Raw genomic sequence first — 16,950 nt, 5'->3', positions numbered from 1 at the left:
CTAATTCCCTTACAGTTCAGCTACTACTTTCTCTACGATGTCGCTGTTGGCAGCGGCATCAATCTGACGCTCGAGGATTCTCTCTGCACCCACCAGGGCAAGAGCAGCAACCTGCTTACGCAGTTCCTCTTTGACACGGTTGCGTTCGGCTTCAACTTCCGCCTGGGCTTGTGCCAGAATCTTTTCACGCTCGGCCTGAGCCTCACGCGTTGCATCCTCGATGATCTGGGCCTTGCGCTTGTTCGCCTGCTCAACAATTTGAGCGGACTCCAGCTTGGCTTCCTTCAGCTGTTCGGTTGCATTGGTTTGCGCCAGTGCCAGGTCTTTCTTGGCACGTTCGGCCGAGGACAAGCCTTCGGCGATTTCTTTCTGACGCTTCTCGATGGCACCCATAAGGGGGGGCCATACGAACTTCATGCAGAACCAAACGAAGATGATAAACGCGATCGTTTGACCGAGGATTGTTGCGTTCATGTTCATCGCAACTCTCCTTTAAAGTTGGTTAGCAGACTGATTAACGATCCGGGCCATTAGGCTACGGCGAAGATCAGGTACAGAGCCATACCAACGGTGATCATCGGGATGGCGTCAACCAGACCTACCACGATGAAGAAGTTGCCGCGCAGGGCTGGCAGCATGTCAGGCTGGCGAGCAGCACTTTCCAGGAACTTGCCACCCAGCATAGAGATACCGATAGCACCACCGATAGAAGCCAGACCCAGCATGAGAGAGGCAGCGATGAAAATCATTTCCATTTTTTTTCTCCAATTGTTAGCGGTTAGAACGACAGCTTGTTAAATTTTTGTTATCTTTTGATTAATGTTCTTCATAGGCCATCGACATGTAGACGACGGTCAGGATCATGAAGATGAAAGCCTGCAGAGTGATTACCAGAATATGGAAAATCGCCCACGGCACATTAAGGACCCATTGAGACCACCACGGCAGCAGACCGGCGATAAGGATGAAGATCATCTCACCGGCATACATGTTGCCGAACAGTCGCAAACCCAGCGAAATGGGTTTTGCGATCAGCGATACAGTCTCAAGCACCAGGTTAACGGGAATCATGGACCAGTGGTTCAGCGGTTGCATGGTCAGCTCTTTAACAAAGCCGGACACGCCCTTCATCTTGATGCTGTAAAAAATGATCAGGAAGAAGACACCGAACGCCATGGACATGGTGATGTTAACATCGGCGGAAGGAACAACCCTCAGGTAAGGAACGCCCAGCAATTGAGCACCATAGGGCAGATAGTCGACCGGGATAAGGTCCATCAGGTTCATCAGGAATACCCAGACAAAAATGGTCAGCGCCAGGGGCGCAATTAACCGACTCTTGCCATGGAAGACGTCCTTGACGGATTTATCCACAAATTCAACCAGCAGCTCGATGGCACATTGCCACTTGCCCGGAACGCCAGTAGTTGCAGTAGCAGCAACCTTTCTGAAGCCCCACAAGAACAGCGCACCCAGGACAACGGAAACAAGCAAAGAATCGATATTCAACGCCCAGAATCCCGAACCAATCTGCAGGTGTTGCAGGTGGTGAGAGATATAACCCTGGGAAGTTAGGACATCTCCTGTTGCAGCCATGTGTTTTCCTAGTAACGGTTGTTGAGAGTGAATGAAAGAATCCACTGCATCAGCAATGCCAGGGCGTAAGCCGTGTACAGGGGCAAGATACTTACCTCCATGTACTTGAACACCACAATAAACAACAGAATGGTGCTGGCCAGCTTAATCCCTGCCCCGCTGTAAAAGCTCGCCACAATGCTTTGCGGCGTGGCGTCACCGGTACGTTTGGCCAGTACCACCACACTGAAAAGGCATTGGGGAACCCAGTAGATTCCGCCCCCTAAAAGGGCGGAACGGGCGGCTGCCTCATTCTGTCCGAAACCGAACAGGCTGGCGACGGCCACCACCAGAAGTAACTGATAACTCAGAATCACCAGCGCCACTTGTCTGTCACTGAGGTGCCGGATTTTCTGCTTCACAACCACTCCTGATACAGTTAGGGGCCTTTCCGATGGCATCCACCGGTTAAGCCCCAAAAAAGCAGGTCAAATTATACCCGTGAACGACACAAATGCAATTGAACTAAATCCTTATTTTTCGCGGATTTCAGTGCTTTTTTTACGCATTTTGCTCAGGGTTGGACTGACTGAAGGATTACTACATTTTTGCCCGCTTGGTCAGAGCTCCGGCTCCTCGCCTATGCCAAAGAAATGACCTATTTTATCCAGCTCATTCAAAGAGTTATAAGAGATAACCAGTTTCCCCTTATCTTTGCTGGAAGACTTGATTTCTACTTTTATTCCTAATTTTTCACCAAATTCCTGTTCCAGCTGGGTCATGAACAGGGAGCGAGGCTGTCCCGAAGCTGGCGTTTGCGGCGCCTGGCTTTGTTTGACCAGTTTTTCGGTTTCCCGCACGGTCAGTCCCTTTTGGGCCACAACATGAGCCAGCTGAGACTGCTGTCCACCGTCCAGGGCCAGCAGAGCGCGGGCATGGCCCATTTCCAGCGAGCCGTTTTCCACAAGCTGTTTGACGTCATCGTTGAGCTGGTTCAGGCGCAGCAGGTTGCTCACCGCGCTGCGGCTCTTGCCCACGGCATCGGCCACTGTCTGGTGAGTAAACGCAAACTCCTCGATCAGCCGGGCCAGGGCACGGGCCTCTTCCATCACGTTGAGGTCTTCGCGCTGAATGTTTTCAATCAGGCCAATGGCCAGGGCTTCGCTGTCGGAGACCGGCTTCACCAGCACCGGCACCTTGCTCAGGCCCGCCAGCCGGGCCGCCCGCCAGCGCCGTTCGCCAGCCAGAATTTCGTAACCGCCGGCTTCCAGCGGCCGCACCACGATGGGCTGAATGATGCCCTGCTGACGAATGGACTCGGAAAGCTCCTCCAGTGCCTGCTGGGACATGTCCCGGCGTGGCTGGTACTTGCCCGGCTGCAGGCTGTTGATGGCCAGATGTTGCAGCTCGCCGCCGGCGCCCGCGTCGGAATGGGTGTCGGCCTGCTCCCGGCGCAGGTTGGCGGCGGAGCTGGTGCTGAGCAGGGCGTCCAGGCCCTTGCCCAGTCCGCGACGTTTCATGTTCATACTGTCTGTTCCACCTGTTCGGGATTGGACTGCTCGTCTTCGGCCCGGCGCAGGATTTCGCCGGCCAGCGCCAGGTAAGACTTGGCGCCCACCGAGGACTTGTCGTAATACATGGCGGGGGTGCCGTGGCTGGGGGCCTCGGCCAGGCGCACATTGCGCGGGATCACGGTGCGATACACCTTGTCGCCGAAATAGCTTTTAAGCTGATCGGACACCTCATTGGAGAGGCGGTTGCGGTGATCGTACATGGTGCGCAGTATGCCCTCGATTTTCAGCTCGGGGTTCACTACCGCCGCCAGCTTGCTGATGGTATCCACCAGGGCGGTGAGACCTTCCAGCGCGAAATACTCGCACTGCATGGGCACCAGCACCGAGTCGGCCGCCGACATGGCGTTCACCGTCAACAGGTTAAGGGACGGCGGGCAGTCGATAAAAATGTAATCGTAGTGGTCGCGCACCGGGGCCAGGGCATTGCGCAGGCGCACTTCCCGGGCAAAAAATTCCATCAGCTTGATCTCGGCGGCGGTCACGTCGCCATTGCCGGCGATCAGGTCATACCCCCCGCTGGTGTCGGAGACCACTACCGCGCCTACCGGCTGTTCGTCCACCAGCAACTCGTAGGCGGTATTGGCCACCTGATACTTGTCGACGCCGCTGGCCATGGTGGCGTTGCCCTGGGGATCGAGATCGATCACTAGCACCTTGCGTTTGGTGGCCGCCATGGAAGCGGCCAGATTGACACAGGTGGTGGTTTTACCCACACCACCTTTCTGATTGGCAATGGCAATGACTTTTCCCACCAAAAACCTCTACTGGCTGGCTTGCGAAATGACCACCAGATGGCGGTCGCCTTCCTGCTCGGGCACGTGCAGCGGGTAAACCGCCTGGCATGTCAGGTGAGCGGGCAGGGATTGCAGCTCCTGCTCCGGAATTTGTCCCTTAAGGGCGAGAAAACGACCATGGGGGGCGGGCAGGTGCGCGCACCAGCTTAGCATGTCATCCAGCGAAGCAAAGGCCCGGCTCAGCACCCCATCGAACTTTTGCTCGGGCTGATACTGTTCTACCCGGCTTTGCACCGCCACCACATTGGCCAGCCCCAGCTGATGCACCACGGTGCGAATAAAGCGAATGCGCTTGCCCAGGCTGTCAAGCAGCACGAACTGCTTGTCGGGATTGATAATGGCCAGGGGCAGGCCGGGCAGCCCCGGGCCGGTGCCCACATCGATAAAGCGCTCTCCCTCGAGGTAAGGGCTTACTACCACGCTGTCCATGATATGGCGCACCAGCATGGCATTGGGATCCCGCACTGAGGTGAGGTTGTAGGCCTTGTTCCACTTGTCGAGCAGACCCACCAGCGCCACCAGTTGCTCCGCCTGCTGGTCGCTGATATTCAGCTCGGTGCGAGCCAGCAGGGATTGCAGTTGTTGCAGCATCATGATCCTCACGCCGACTTGCGCAGCAGGCCGCGCTTTTTGAGATGAACCAGCAAAATGGAAATGGCCGCCGGGGTCACGCCGGAAATGCGCGACGCCTGCCCCAGGGTTTCCGGGTGAGCTTCGTTCAGCTTGGCGATCACCTCGTTGGACAGGCCGGAGACCTCGGCGTAGTCCAGATCCACCGGCAGTTGAGTGTGCTCGTTGCGCAGCTGCTTTTGAATTTCGTCCTTCTGGCGCTCAATGTAACCGGCGTACTTGGTCTGGATTTCCACCTGCTCGGCGGCCTGCTCATGCTCAATGCCCGGGCCGATGCCGTCGATGGACATCAGGGTGGGGTAATCCAGTTCGGGCCGGCGCAGCAGCTCTTCCAGATTGTGCTCCCGGCTGAGCGGCGTTTTCAGTTTTTCGTTCAGGGCCGGGGCGGCAGCATGTTTGGGGCTGATCCAGGTGCCGCGCAGGCGCTGGCTTTCCTGCTCAATGCGCTCCACCTTGTCGCAGAACAGCGCCCAGCGGTGATCGTCCACCAGCCCAAGCCGGCGACCTTCCTCGGTCAGACGCAGATCGGCGTTGTCTTCCCTCAGCAGCAGGCGGTATTCGGCCCGGCTGGTAAACATGCGGTAGGGTTCCTGGGTTCCCAGGGTGGACAGATCATCCATCATTACGCCCAGGTAGGCCTGATCCCGGCGCGGCGACCAGGCGTCACGGTCGGCGGCACGCAGGGCGGCATTGGTGCCTGCCAGCAGCCCCTGAGCGCCCGCTTCCTCGTAGCCGGTGGTGCCGTTGATCTGGCCGGCAAAGAACAGGTTGTGCAGGCACTTGTTTTCCATGTTGGATCGCAGATCCCGGGGATCGAAGTAATCGTACTCGATGGCATAGCCGGGTCGCATGATATGGGCCTGCTCAAAGCCGCGGATCGAGCGCACGATCTGCAACTGCACGTCGAACGGCAGGCTGGTGGAGATGCCGTTGGGATACAGCTCAGTGCTGGTCAGCCCTTCCGGCTCCACAAAGATCTGATGGGCGTTCTTGTCGGCAAAGCGCATGATCTTGTCTTCGATCGACGGGCAATAGCGCGGGCCGATCCCCTCGATCACGCCGGCATACATGGGGCTGCGATCCAGGTTCTGGCGGATCACCTCATGGGTTTGCTCGTTGGTGTGAGTGATGTAACAGGGCACCTGCCGGGGCTGATCCGCCCGGCTGCCGATAAAGGAAAACACCGGCGTCGGATTGTCACCGGGCTGCGGCTGCATGACCGAAAAATCCACGCTGTTGGCGTCAATACGCGGCGGAGTACCGGTTTTCAGACGGTCAATGCGCAGCGGCAGTTCGCGCAGACGGCTGGCCAGGGCGATGGACGGCGGATCGCCGGCGCGGCCGCCCTGGTAGTTATCCATGCCGATATGAATACGGCCGTTGAGAAAGGTGCCAACGGTGAGCACCACGGTTTTGCCGTGAAACTTGAGGCCGGTTTGCGTTACCACGCCCACCACTGTGTCGCCGTCGAGGATCAGATCGTCACAGGCCTGCTGAAAGATCTTCAGGTTGGGCTGGTTTTCCAGCCGGGTTCTGACTGCCTGACGATAGAGCTGACGATCCGCCTGAGCACGGGTGGCGCGCACCGCCGGGCCCTTTGAGGCGTTCAGGGTACGAAACTGAATGCCGGCGTTGTCGGCGGCCTGGGCCATGATCCCGCCCAGGGCGTCAATTTCCTTGACCAGGTGTCCCTTGCCAATGCCGCCGATGGCGGGATTGCAGGACATTTGTCCGAGGGTATCGATGTTGTGCGTCAGCAACAGGGTGTTCGCCCCCATACGGGCAGCGGCAGCAGCGGCTTCCGTTCCGGCGTGGCCACCACCGACCACGATGACATCAAACCATTCTTCATATTGCATAACGAACACTCTTGAAACACTCGGCTGAAAGGATCCACGGCCCCTTGATGCCAACCGCTTTCGAACTGGCGGCCCTTTCAAGGGGCGGTCATTTTAGCCGTTTTGCGCAGGGGATGGAAACCGGATCAGAGCGGATCCGGCGATCGCTTATAGATCTTAGATCTTTAGATCGATCTTCTGTTGGATCTGTTATTAGCATCGCCCGGATCTGTGTATAAGCGTTTTTTGATCATGGAGATCATTTACTTACCTGCGATCACTTGGTGTGGAAAACAGATCCCGTACTCGCGTATGAGGCGTGGTTAACTTGTGGTTTTATGCACAGGGCCCGGCGGTAAAAAATTTAGTTTATAGGATAACTATAGGTTTAACACCGGTTTGACCCATGGTTATCAACAGTACCGATTGTGAATGGCTCGAACAAAAACGAGATCCCGACACCGGGATCTGTTGATAACTTGGTGGAAGAAAATTCGGTCGGCCACCGGTGCCGTCCGATCGGCGATCCCGATTCGCGCCGTATTCAGCGGATCCCGGCCTCATTCAGACACCGATCTAGCCAGATCTGTGCCTGCTGCTCAGGGGGATCCCCGGCGCTGACATCAATTTCCAGCCGATCCCCGATCCGACTGGCGCCCAGCTGTGCCAGTTGTTGATCCAGCTTTTGTATGGCGTGGCAGAAGGTATCGTAACTGGTATCGCCCAGGCCTGCGGCCAGGTAGCTGAGCCCCTGCAGTGCCGGCGCCTGCTGCTGCAGCGCCTCAAAAAAGGGCTGAATGTTGTCTGGCAGATCACCGGCACCATGGGTGGAGCATACCAGCAGCAGATAATGATCGGGGGCGATCAAGATGTGATCAAGTTGGGGAGAAGTGTGAATAACCGTTGCATGACCGCCGGCTTGCAGTTGATCGGCCAGTTCATCGGCCAGATCCTCGGCGCTGCCGAGGGTGGATCCCACCAGCAGGGTAAAGTGACTCATAAGATGACTCATAGTGGCAAACAGGGTCGTCATCTTACCCCAGAGTCAGCCCCCCACCGAGCCCAGGTGAAAGTCGTTGCCCTGAAAGCGCAGCACCACTCCCTTGGGGGTAATGCGCTCAATGCTGAGTGCGCCCACGTTTTGTCCTTCCCGCAGCATTTCGCCATTGATGTTGGCCATGCGCGCGGCGGGATCCGGCGAGTAAATGTGTACCGACAGAATAAGCGCCGGCAACCGGCTGCGAATGCTGGCGGGCAGCTCGCGAATGTCCGGCACGCCGGGATCAAACACCGGTTCGGGGGGCGCGGTTTCCGGCTTTGGTCCGGCGGGCTCGGTGGCGATCGGAGCGGGGGCGTTCTCACCGGAAGTGGGCGGCAGCGCCGGCTTCGGTTCGTTCAGACTCACCGTTGGTGGCTCTTCCACCAGAATGCGCGGTGTGTCGGTGATCACGATGGGCTTTCTGGCCGGGAGCGCCTCGGCGGTGGCGGCGTCTTCGGCAACAACCGGCGCCGGCCCCGGAGTGACTGGCGCTTGCGCCTGAGGGGCCGGGTCCGGCGTTAATCCCAGCCAGCCGACGCCAGCACGCCCGAGCAGGTAGCCCAGCGGCAGCGCCAGCAGCAGAATAAGCAGCAGCCAGAACAGCCGGCGGCGATACAGCGGTCGGGGTGGCGGTGGCGGCACATCGGTGGGAACCGGGGGTTTTACTGCGGTTGCCTGACGATTGCGCCGGCGCTCCGATTGCTTCAGGGCATCGAGGATATAAGACACGCTATGCCTCCGGTTAGTCGCTGAGCCGGGGCAGGCCGGTCAGCAGGCTGGCACTGAAATAAATGCCGGTCTGGGGGCCGAAAATGCCGTCCGGCGTCAGCCCCTTGCTCTGCTGAAAGGCCTGCACATCGGTGCTCAGCAGCTCGTCGTAATAGGGTTGGGCGGGGCGCATCGGGCGGCCGCGCCACTCGGCCAGGTGTTGCTCCAGCCAGGCCACGGCTGCGCCCCGGCTGCCGGTATGCAGCGGCCCCTGATACTGAGGCGGCGGCTGCCACAACATGACATAACTGCCGGTCCACCAGGCTTCCAGTTGCGCCAGCGGCAAGTGAAAGGTGCGCCCGCCCAGCACCAGGGTAGCCTGCTCGTTATCCATGGCGGTAAGGGTGGCGTAAAGGGGCGCGTATCCCGGTCGTTCCAGCCGTAACACCGCCGGGTGATTTTGTGCCTTGAGGGTGGCAAGGCTGGCCTCCTGCACCGTGCAGTCCAGCTGCTGGCTGCGGGCATAACGACACACCACCGGATGCTCAACCGGATCGTAATCGAGCTGCCACAGGGCAAACAGCTGCTGGTAGGCCATGACCTGGCTGAGCTCGGGATCAATGTCCGGCCATGGCACTTCCTGAGGTTCAGGCTCTGGCGCGGGTAAAGGCTGCGCTTCGGTGTGGGTAACAGCTTCAGCCTGTGGTGGCCCGGCAGAAAGCGTGGAAGGCTCCAGTGCCATCATCAGGTGGGACACCTGCTGGCGGTATTGCCAGCCCGCCAGGGCCAGACCGACAACCAGCGCCAGCAGAGCGGCAGCAAGCGCCGGGGCTCGCCGGCGGGAGCGCGGCAGCGGGCTGCCTAGTACCTCCACGGCGGCCCGGTCAAGGGTGGCCAAATCTACCCTGGGCAGGCGTTGCACAAAGGCACCGAGCAGGGCGCGATCGCAGATCACGTTAATCAGCCGGGGCACACCGCCGGTCAGGCGATAGAGCCGGCGCAGACTGGCGGGCTGAAACAGCTGTGCCTCTATGCCTGCCACCGACAGCCGGTGGGCAATGTAGGCGCGCATTTCATCGAACGACAGCGGTGCCAGATGATAACGGGCGGTAATGCGCTGAGACAGCTGCCGAAGCTCCGGCCGGGCCAGCTTTTCCGCCAGCTCAGGCTGGCCCAGCAGCATGATCTGCAGCAGCTTGTGAGTGTTGGTTTCCAGGTTGGTAAGCAGGCGGATTTGCTCCAGCAGCTCCACCGACAGGTTTTGCGCCTCGTCGATCAGCAACACTGTGTGGCGCCCTTGGGCGTGAGACTCCAGCAAATGATGATGAATGGCACTGGTAAGCAGCCGCACATCGGGCGGCTCGGGCAGGGTGATGTTCAACTCCTGGCAAATGGCGGCCAGCAGCTCGGCTGCGGTCCCGCCCGGGCTGAGAATAAAGGCCAGATCGGTGTGCTCCGGCACCTGCTCCAGCAAACAGCGGCACACCGTGGTTTTGCCGGTGCCCACCTCGCCGGTGAGCAGCACAAAGCCACCGGGGCAGTTCAGGCCATACTGCAAATGAGCCAGTGCTTCGCGGTGCTGCTGGCTGAGGTAAAGAAAGCGGGGATCCGGCGCAATGGAAAAGGGCAGATCCGTTAACCCGAAGTAATCGCCATACATGATGTCCGTCCCTGGTGTTGAACCAGTTTAAATATAGAAGCCAAAGGCCGCTTTTACCGGGCTGCGCAGGTGGCTGTACTAAACTGGTGAATATCTGTTCCAGCGGAAGGGGCCGATAACATCATGAACAGCAGAGCACATCATTACGACAAGGCGGAGCATGACTGCATGGACTCAAGAAAGGTGCTCTACCTGTATCTGTCGACCCAGGCGTGTAACGAGCCGCTTGCCTGCCTGGAAAACTGGCAGGTGGTGCGGGCCGGCTCGGTGGCCGACGCCAAAGCCGCCCTCGATAACGACAGCTTTCAGGTGGCGCTGGCCCATATTGGCGAGCTTGATGACGAGCAGCGCAGTGACTTTGAACGGCTGGTGGAAAACGCCCCGCCGCTGAACTGGATTGCCCTGATCGAGCCGGAGCATCTGAACAACGGCGCCACCAGCGAGCTGATTTACGATTATTTTTTTGACTATTACACCCTGCCGTTGAAAGACAAGGCTCCCTACCTGTGCGCCACCCTTGGTCATGCCTGGGGGCTGGGCCGGCTGCGCGACAAGGAAGACGAACTGCGCCGTTACCGGGAAGAGTGCCAGATGGTAGGGGCCAGTCCCGCCATTCGGTTGGTATTCAGCCAGATCCGCAAGGTGGCGGGAGTGGATGCCACCGTGCTGATCACCGGCAGCAGCGGTACCGGCAAGGAGCTGATTGCCCGGGCCATTCATCAGCGCTCCCACCGCAGCAAGGGGCCCTTTGTGGCGCTCAACTGCGGCGCCCTGCCCGAAAACCTCATTCAGGCGGAACTGTTCGGCCATGAAAAAGGAGCCTTTACCGGCGCCCACTGTCGCAAGATGGGCCGTATTGAGGCAGCCAGTGGCGGCACCCTGTTCCTTGACGAAATTGGCGATTTGCCGCTGTCGCTGCAGGTAAACCTGCTGCGTTTTTTGCAGGAAGAAACCATAGAGCGGCTGGGCGGGCACGAAACCCTGTATATTGACGCCCGAGTGATTGCCGCCACCCACAGAAATCTGGAAGAAGAAGTGCGCGAAGGCGGTTTTCGGGAAGACCTTTATTACCGGCTGAACGTGCTCAGCATAGAAGTACCGGATCTCAAGGAGCGGGAAGGGGACATTGAGCTGCTGGCCAATTTCTTTTTTCGCAAGTTTACCGAAGGGCGGCACCACAAGGTGCGCGGCTTCAGCCGCCGGGCCATGGCCGCCATGAACGGCCACGACTGGCCCGGCAATGTGCGGGAAATGATCAACCGGGTGCGCAAGGCCATAGTGATGAGTGATCACCGGCTGATCACCGCCGCCGATCTGGGGTTGGAGCAGGGGAGCGACAGTCAGAGCGTGCCCACCCTGGAGGAAGCCCGCAACCAGGCCGAGCGGCAGGCCATTCGGCGCAGCCTGAAAAAAGCCGGTAACAATGTGTCGTCGGCGGCCAAATTATTGGGCGTATCTCGCGTGACCCTTTACCGACTAATGGAAAAACACAAGTTGCCAAACGTCAAATAAGATAATTGACTGCTGTTGCTTGTGGTTAACACTTTTAAACAGGCTCATTTATGTGTTTTTTTATAATGTACTGATAAATAATTGTTTTTTAAATGTGGTGCAAAACTTGCCTCATTATTGTAATTAGCAACGATATGAGGCATACAGGTCATGAAGCATAAGCGCATGAAAATGTGCCTGATGAAAAAGCACGATCGAAAAAAGCTGGGGCACGTATGGATTCGTTCAGGCTCTGTTTTGCGCTGCCGTTATTATCCTCGCCACCATTGCTGCCAGTATATTTATCTGTGGGATGAACTGAGCATTCGGCATTGACCGCTACTGCCAGCAATGGTGCTTTATGAAACCCACTCCGACAAAAATTGACTACCTGCCGCTCCTGTATATATTTATGTCGCGCGCAAGTGGTTAATAAATAATCAATTGTTTTATTGCAGTGGAATGAGCGACTTAACATTCCATGATCATATTCAATAGACTCCTTTTGCTTTTTAATTCACCCATGTGGTTATTTTTATATCAATAAGGAATAAAAAATAACCAGTCCCCAATGTTATAGTGCCCGCCGTTCGGTTGTGACAGCACCATTTGAGTTTTATTTTTTTGTGCCTCACAACCCGTCATCGCCAGAGCTCGTGGTATTTCTTTTTCTGGCAAATAAAACTTAATTAAGATTTGAATGGCTCCTTTATTGGGGCAGGCATTCTTTTCACTTTTTTCGGGAGAAACCCATGCGCCTTCCAGGGCCTGCTATTGCCTGTTATCTGGCTGCCGGTGTCTTTGCCGCCGTCCTGTCCGTGTCGTTTGCCGCCCATGCCGGGCAGGAACACCCCGCTCATTCCGCCGCTGTGTCGGCCAGTGCCGCCGCGCAACAGGCAAAAGACAAGACCCAAGCCCTGCTGGAGCAATCCCGGCACTGGCAGGCCGCTGCCAGTGGTGCCGACAAGACTCGTGCCCGGCAACAACTGGCCGAGCAGGCCCGGAGCCGGGCGCTGTCACTGGCGGAGCTGGCACAAACCAATCCGCAGGCGGTGCTGGAGCTGGCCATCAGTGAGGAACAGCGCAGCGGCATGCCCGCCGAAGTGCAGGCCATGCTGGAGCAGCGGTTTGAGGCGGAAGGGACGGTAGAGGCCTATTACGAAGATTATGAGGATGGTTCTCATCGTTTGCGTCATTTCCTGACTACGCCTGCCGGCGAACGCATGTCCTTGCATCTGGCCGGCGCGCATTCAGACCTGAACTCTGGTGACGAGATCCAGGCCGAGGGGGTATTGCTGGAAACCGAGCAGCAAGGGCTGAGCTACCTGGCCTTTACTGCCGACGGGAGTACCATGACCACAACCGCCACGGCGGCACCCACCCAGACCACCGGCGATCAGCGCACCCTGGTGTTGATGGTCAATTTCGAGGACGACACCAGCCAGCCTTTTACCGAGGCCGAGATCAGTAACGCTGTTTTTGGTACTGCCAGCGACTTTTTCTTTGAAAACTCTCATGGTCTGATGTCGTTAAGCGGTGAAGTGCATGGCTGGTATACCCTGCCCATGAGTGCTTCAGGCTGTGATAGCGTGATGACGAATGAGCTGGCCGATCAGGCAGCGCTGGCTGATGGTATCGATCTGTCCGCATTTCAGCGTATCGTACTGGTTCAACCCAAGCGCAGCAGCTGTGGTTGGGCCGGGCTGTCTTCGCTGGGTGGCCAGCCTTCCCGGGTTACCCTAAACGGAAACATCACCGACAGGATAACAACTCATGAAGTCGGCCATACCCTGGGGTTGCATCACGCCCATAGCTGGGATTGTCAGGGCAGTGTGCTGGAAGGTGAATGTCGTCAATGGGAATATGGTGATTCTCTGGATGTGATGGGCGGGCGGCTCGCTCATCTGAATAGCTATCATAAGACTCAATTGAACTGGTTCGACGGTCCGGACAGCGTACTCGAGGTTCAGCAATCCGGTGTATTCAACCTCGAGCCCTATTCAACGGAACAAGGCCCCGATCCAAAAGCGCTCAAGATCCTGCGTAGCCAGGACCCGGTCACCGGCCTGCGCAGTTGGCTCTATGTGGAGTATCGCCAGCCAGTTGGTTTCGACAGCATCATTGTTGAGGACAGCACCTTTGACAGCGATAACATCCTTGACGGTGTGATAGTGCGGATCGGCGAGGAAGATGACCATTATTACGGCAGCTATCTGCTGGATATGACCCCGGACAGTCGGGTGGGTGGTGATCATATGGATCCTGCATTGGCGGTCGGACGGAGCTTTACCGATCCCGAATCAGGGATCACCATCAGCACCCAGTGGACCGATACCAACGGTGCCCAGGTGGCGGTAGAAATGGGCACAACCACAGTGCAGTGCAGCCCCGCCCAGCCGGAGCTGACCCTTTCTCCGGTTGAAGGCAGTTCGGGTGCCCCCGGCCAGTCCGTCGGCTATCGTTTAACGATTACCAACCGGGACGCCGCCGCTTGTGAGCCGGTGGCTGTTGCGCTGGACAGTTCTGTGCCTTCCGGCTGGACTGCCGTTATTGAGGAGCCAACCTTGACTTTGGCCCCCGGAGCCAGCGCCACCACCCTGATGATGGTCAGCTCATCAGCCGATGCCGGCGAGGGCTTCTATACAGTTACGGCTTATGGCCAGCATGAACTGAGCGGGGACATGGCTCAGACCACTAGTGGCTATACCGTCAGCATACCGATTACCAGCAATCAGCCGCCCCAGGCGATGGATGACAGTGCCGAAACTGCGAAAAAAAGCACAGTAACCATTGCGGTGCTGGCCAACGACACTGATCCAGACGGCGATCTGCTGTCGATCACAAGTATCAGCCAGCCAGCCCATGGCCAAGTAAACCTGCAGGCCGATGGAACCCTGAGCTACCGGCCGGATCGCCGCTTCAGCGGTAGCGACAGCTTTTCCTACACCGTCAGCGACGGCACAGCCAGTGCCAGCGCTCAGGTAGCGGTGACCGTCGGCGGCGAGAGCAGCGGCTCGTCGGGTAGTAATAATAAGGGAAAAGGTAAAGGCTGAGTTGGCCTGGCAGTAAAAAGGGGCGCCCATGGCGCCCCTTTTTATTTTCCCTCTATCTTATTAGTTACATAGGGCACACTCTGCATCGTCTGAAACTTCGGGAGCAGACAAGCCACTCAAGACACCATCACCATTTGCGAATGCGGTATTTTCAAAGAGAATACCGCCTGGGTTGGTGAGGGCACCGATAATGCTGCTGGCCGCATCGGGCAGGTAGTTCATGGTAAAGTCGGCCGATTCACCTACCTGGAGCGTGCCGGTACAACTGGTGCCGGCGGAGCAGTCAAAGCTTGAGCCGCCGTTGTCGACCCAAGTCAGGCCGCCTTCGGCATCACTGATCACCACATTGGTCAGGTCCTCGGTACCATTGTTGGTCGCGGTCAGCGTGTTATACACCTTGACTGCAATGACCTCGGGTGATCCGGTCGCGGTCAGTTCCACACCACTGCCATTGCTGCCAAAGTCGTCATCACAGAGTTTCTCGATGGCGATCACCGGATCCGGGCTGACCGAACACTGGTCTTCTGCAGTAACCGAGGCGGAGTCGGAGGGCTGATCGGAGCTATCGAACGCATTGGTACCACTGGCGGTGATGGTATTTTCGTGAGTGGTGAAAGATGTGCTGGACACCTTGGCCTTAAAGGCGACCATTTCACCCGGTGTCAGGGAGTCGACTCCGTTGTTAAACGCTGGTTCTCCTACGTCAACCAGGCCATTCTTGTTCGCGTCACGGACAAAGGTATAAGCCCCTGCGGGTGCACCAAGGTCGGTCACATCAACAAGCGATACCTCGTTCAGCTTCACATTACCGGTATTGGTCGCAACGCCTGTGATATCGGCCTCGAAGGTATCACCACCTACGATGGTCGGATTGCTACACATTTTGAGCACCTCGATATCGGCATTGCCCACTACCACACAGGTGGTGGTATCGCTGGCCGGCTCGCTGAACACGGGAATGCCGTTAATGGTAGCGGTGGCCTGTATCTCATTGCCAAAGGTCAGGCTGGTGGGCTCTCCGCTTACCGTCCATTCGCCGATGTAGAGCGCGGTCTGACCGCCGGGAAGGTCGAAGGTGGCGGTACCATCACCATTGAGGACGCCGGCGCCCAGATCTTCATCTGCCTGACACATACCGTCTTCCGGGTTGCCGTTCAGGCCGTCAATACAAACCTGGGTAATGCCATCACCGCCCGTGGTGCCGCCGTTGCCGTCGACCAGGTCTTCCAGGAACACCTGGTAAGTGATCGCGCCGGTATTCACCACAGTACCCTCATAACCCAGGGTGATCAGGCTGCCATCCTCGTTGATGATGCCTTGGCTATTTTCATTTTCTGGGTCCAGATCTCGACATTCCTTGGTGATATCGATACCGCAGAGGCTAAAATCGCCAAGGGCGAAGTCCTTCAGCTGGGCATCCACCGATGTGGAAGAACGGGTTTCCGCCATGAAGGAGGAGAAGCAGATGTCATCACCTATCACCTGGTTGAGGTTGATCCCCCCTTCGAACAGGGAGTTGTCGGGAATCTGTCCTGTGGTACCAAACTTGGGATCATAGGGCCAGAAAGAAGGCGTGTCGCTGTCGTTGTTCAGGGCGCAGACGTTGGGATTTGTGCCATCACAGGCCCCAAAGTCGCCGAGTTTGAACAGGTTGATATTACCATCGCTACCTGCTCCCGGCCGCCATTCCCATACCTCGATGGTGTTTACAGTCCCCCCATTGGAGAAATTGGCCAAAATCAGAGTATCCCCGATGGTGTGTACACCATTAAAAGTTCCGTCCGGGTTTAATGAAACGTTATCGTGGAAGAACCAGAAACCCATTTGGGCATCACCATTGTTGGCAAAGCGATCGGCACCGAAATAGACGATGACCTCGCCCAGGGCATTTTGATAGGCTGCCGCATAGGCGTTGGTGATATTGTCCTTGTCCGGGGTGGACTTGGCGGATTTATGCATCCAGTTGGGAATATCCAGATCGTCCTTACTACCCCCTCCGGTAAAGACGTCGTCATTACTGCCTTTGGTATCGTTGATGATACCTCCCAGGTCTCCCATTGTGGTGGCGATGGCGCTATCGCTGCCGTCGGCGATATTTTCCCAGTCGTCACCGTCACTGCTGCCGCCGCCGTTATTATCATCGACAGCATTGGCTACGGTCGGACCATTGTAGTCCAGCTCGAACAGACCCTCGTTGTCCACCGCCCAGGCACTGCCTATGGCCATGGCCGCCAGCAGGGGCAGACATCGTGTAAATCGTCTCGTCTTCATGACTGCAACTCCTTTGTTATTCATCAAGAACCGGGTCCTGCACTGAATGATGTGCAAAGCCGGCATTACCGACAAAGGAGAGGCATATATTAAGCCAACTCTTTAATATTTTGATTATTAAGGATTTATATAAGACTAACCAGATTGGTTAAAGGCGAGGTGTTTCAGTTTTGATACATTTTTTGTGGTGGCTTTGACTAACTCCTTAATATTCAAAGAAAGTCGGCGGTGCTAAAGGTGTATCATTCCTGAAATATTCTGTTGGTTCAGAGAGTTGGTGCGATATTTATGGGAAGGCTGGTGTGTAAGTTACTGAT

At 57.1% G+C, this 16,950-nt stretch carries 14 protein-coding genes; 2 read left to right on the top strand and 12 right to left on the bottom strand.

Annotated features, from left to right (window positions below):
* Positions 1–9 precede the first annotated feature (9 nt).
* From atpF to Q9290_RS14285, 11 genes are all read right to left on the bottom strand, one after another.
* The gene (gene atpF / locus Q9290_RS14335; protein WP_306080329.1) at positions 10–480 is read right to left on the bottom strand and encodes a F0F1 ATP synthase subunit B; all 471 of its coding nucleotides are present in this window, start codon (positions 478–480) and stop codon (positions 10–12) included.
* A gap of 50 nt (positions 481–530) precedes the next feature.
* Positions 531–755, bottom strand: coding sequence for a F0F1 ATP synthase subunit C (atpE, locus tag Q9290_RS14330; RefSeq protein ID WP_014290939.1), 225 nt, complete (start codon positions 753–755; stop codon positions 531–533).
* A gap of 61 nt (positions 756–816) precedes the next feature.
* Entirely contained in the window at positions 817–1,596 is a 780-nt protein-coding gene (atpB, locus tag Q9290_RS14325) for a F0F1 ATP synthase subunit A (RefSeq protein WP_306080328.1), read from the bottom strand.
* Between the two features lie 8 nt (positions 1,597–1,604).
* The gene (locus tag Q9290_RS14320; protein ID WP_306080327.1) at positions 1,605–1,997 is read right to left on the bottom strand and encodes an ATP synthase subunit I; all 393 of its coding nucleotides are present in this window, start codon (positions 1,995–1,997) and stop codon (positions 1,605–1,607) included.
* 198 nt (positions 1,998–2,195) lie between these two features.
* Positions 2,196–3,101, bottom strand: coding sequence for a ParB/RepB/Spo0J family partition protein (locus Q9290_RS14315; protein WP_306080326.1), 906 nt, complete (start codon positions 3,099–3,101; stop codon positions 2,196–2,198).
* Entirely contained in the window at positions 3,098–3,901 is an 804-nt protein-coding gene (locus tag Q9290_RS14310; RefSeq protein WP_306080325.1) for a ParA family protein, read from the bottom strand. The genes Q9290_RS14315 and Q9290_RS14310 overlap by 4 nt, the downstream gene beginning before the upstream one ends.
* Before the next feature lie 9 nt (positions 3,902–3,910).
* Positions 3,911–4,534, bottom strand: coding sequence for a 16S rRNA (guanine(527)-N(7))-methyltransferase RsmG (gene rsmG, locus Q9290_RS14305; RefSeq protein WP_306080344.1), 624 nt, complete (start codon positions 4,532–4,534; stop codon positions 3,911–3,913).
* Between the two features lie 8 nt (positions 4,535–4,542).
* Positions 4,543–6,432: a tRNA uridine-5-carboxymethylaminomethyl(34) synthesis enzyme MnmG gene (gene mnmG / locus Q9290_RS14300; RefSeq protein WP_306080324.1), complete on the bottom strand. Its 1,890-nt coding sequence runs from the start codon at positions 6,430–6,432 to the stop codon at positions 4,543–4,545.
* 523 nt (positions 6,433–6,955) lie between these two features.
* Positions 6,956–7,411 (bottom strand): FMN-binding protein MioC, encoded by a 456-nt coding sequence (gene mioC / locus Q9290_RS14295; RefSeq protein ID WP_306080323.1) that lies wholly within the window; start codon positions 7,409–7,411, stop codon positions 6,956–6,958.
* A gap of 45 nt (positions 7,412–7,456) precedes the next feature.
* Positions 7,457–8,179 carry a general secretion pathway protein GspB gene (locus tag Q9290_RS14290; protein ID WP_306080322.1) on the bottom strand — a complete coding sequence of 241 codons (723 nt, stop codon included), beginning with the start codon at positions 8,177–8,179 and terminating at the stop codon, positions 7,457–7,459.
* A 13-nt stretch (positions 8,180–8,192) separates the two neighbouring features.
* Positions 8,193–9,818 carry an AAA family ATPase gene (locus Q9290_RS14285; protein ID WP_306080321.1) on the bottom strand — a complete coding sequence of 542 codons (1,626 nt, stop codon included), beginning with the start codon at positions 9,816–9,818 and terminating at the stop codon, positions 8,193–8,195.
* Between the two features lie 123 nt (positions 9,819–9,941).
* Between Q9290_RS14285 and Q9290_RS14280 the strand changes: the two genes are divergently transcribed.
* Both Q9290_RS14280 and Q9290_RS14275 read left to right on the top strand, forming a co-directional pair.
* On the top strand, positions 9,942–11,330 hold the full coding sequence (locus tag Q9290_RS14280; protein ID WP_306080320.1) for a sigma-54 dependent transcriptional regulator: 1,389 nt from the start codon (positions 9,942–9,944) through the stop codon (positions 11,328–11,330).
* A 731-nt stretch (positions 11,331–12,061) separates the two neighbouring features.
* Entirely contained in the window at positions 12,062–14,362 is a 2,301-nt protein-coding gene (locus Q9290_RS14275) for an Ig-like domain-containing protein (protein ID WP_306080319.1), read from the top strand.
* A gap of 60 nt (positions 14,363–14,422) precedes the next feature.
* On the opposite strand, the gene Q9290_RS14270 is transcribed toward Q9290_RS14275, so the two are convergent.
* The gene (locus Q9290_RS14270; protein ID WP_306080318.1) at positions 14,423–16,633 is read right to left on the bottom strand and encodes a COG1361 family protein; all 2,211 of its coding nucleotides are present in this window, start codon (positions 16,631–16,633) and stop codon (positions 14,423–14,425) included.
* Positions 16,634–16,950: the final 317 nt, after the last annotated feature.

Origin of the sequence: Oceanimonas aquatica (genome assembly GCF_030732065.1) — a bacterium.
Classification (GTDB): domain Bacteria; phylum Pseudomonadota; class Gammaproteobacteria; order Enterobacterales; family Aeromonadaceae; genus Oceanimonas.
The sequence above is the reverse complement of the archived record's forward strand: the minus strand, read 5'-3'. Positions and strand labels throughout refer to the sequence as shown.

Excerpts from the sequence above, each read along its gene's own strand:
- Q9290_RS14275 (WP_306080319.1), top strand. The coding sequence starts at position 12,062 with ATGCGCCTTCCAGGGCCTGCTATTGCCTGTTATCTGGCTGCCGGTGTC.
- Q9290_RS14285 (WP_306080321.1), bottom strand. The coding sequence starts at position 9,818 with ATGTATGGCGATTACTTCGGGTTAACGGATCTGCCCTTTTCCATTGCG.
- Q9290_RS14280 (WP_306080320.1), top strand. The coding sequence starts at position 9,942 with ATGAACAGCAGAGCACATCATTACGACAAGGCGGAGCATGACTGCATG.
- Q9290_RS14315 (WP_306080326.1), bottom strand. The coding sequence starts at position 3,101 with ATGAACATGAAACGTCGCGGACTGGGCAAGGGCCTGGACGCCCTGCTC.
- Q9290_RS14270 (WP_306080318.1), bottom strand. The coding sequence starts at position 16,633 with ATGAAGACGAGACGATTTACACGATGTCTGCCCCTGCTGGCGGCCATG.
- mioC (WP_306080323.1), bottom strand. The coding sequence starts at position 7,411 with ATGAGTCACTTTACCCTGCTGGTGGGATCCACCCTCGGCAGCGCCGAG.
- atpB (WP_306080328.1), bottom strand. The coding sequence starts at position 1,596 with ATGGCTGCAACAGGAGATGTCCTAACTTCCCAGGGTTATATCTCTCAC.
- rsmG (WP_306080344.1), bottom strand. The coding sequence starts at position 4,534 with ATGCTGCAACAACTGCAATCCCTGCTGGCTCGCACCGAGCTGAATATC.
- atpE (WP_014290939.1), bottom strand. The coding sequence starts at position 755 with ATGGAAATGATTTTCATCGCTGCCTCTCTCATGCTGGGTCTGGCTTCT.
- mnmG (WP_306080324.1), bottom strand. The coding sequence starts at position 6,432 with ATGCAATATGAAGAATGGTTTGATGTCATCGTGGTCGGTGGTGGCCAC.
- atpF (WP_306080329.1), bottom strand. The coding sequence starts at position 480 with ATGAACATGAACGCAACAATCCTCGGTCAAACGATCGCGTTTATCATC.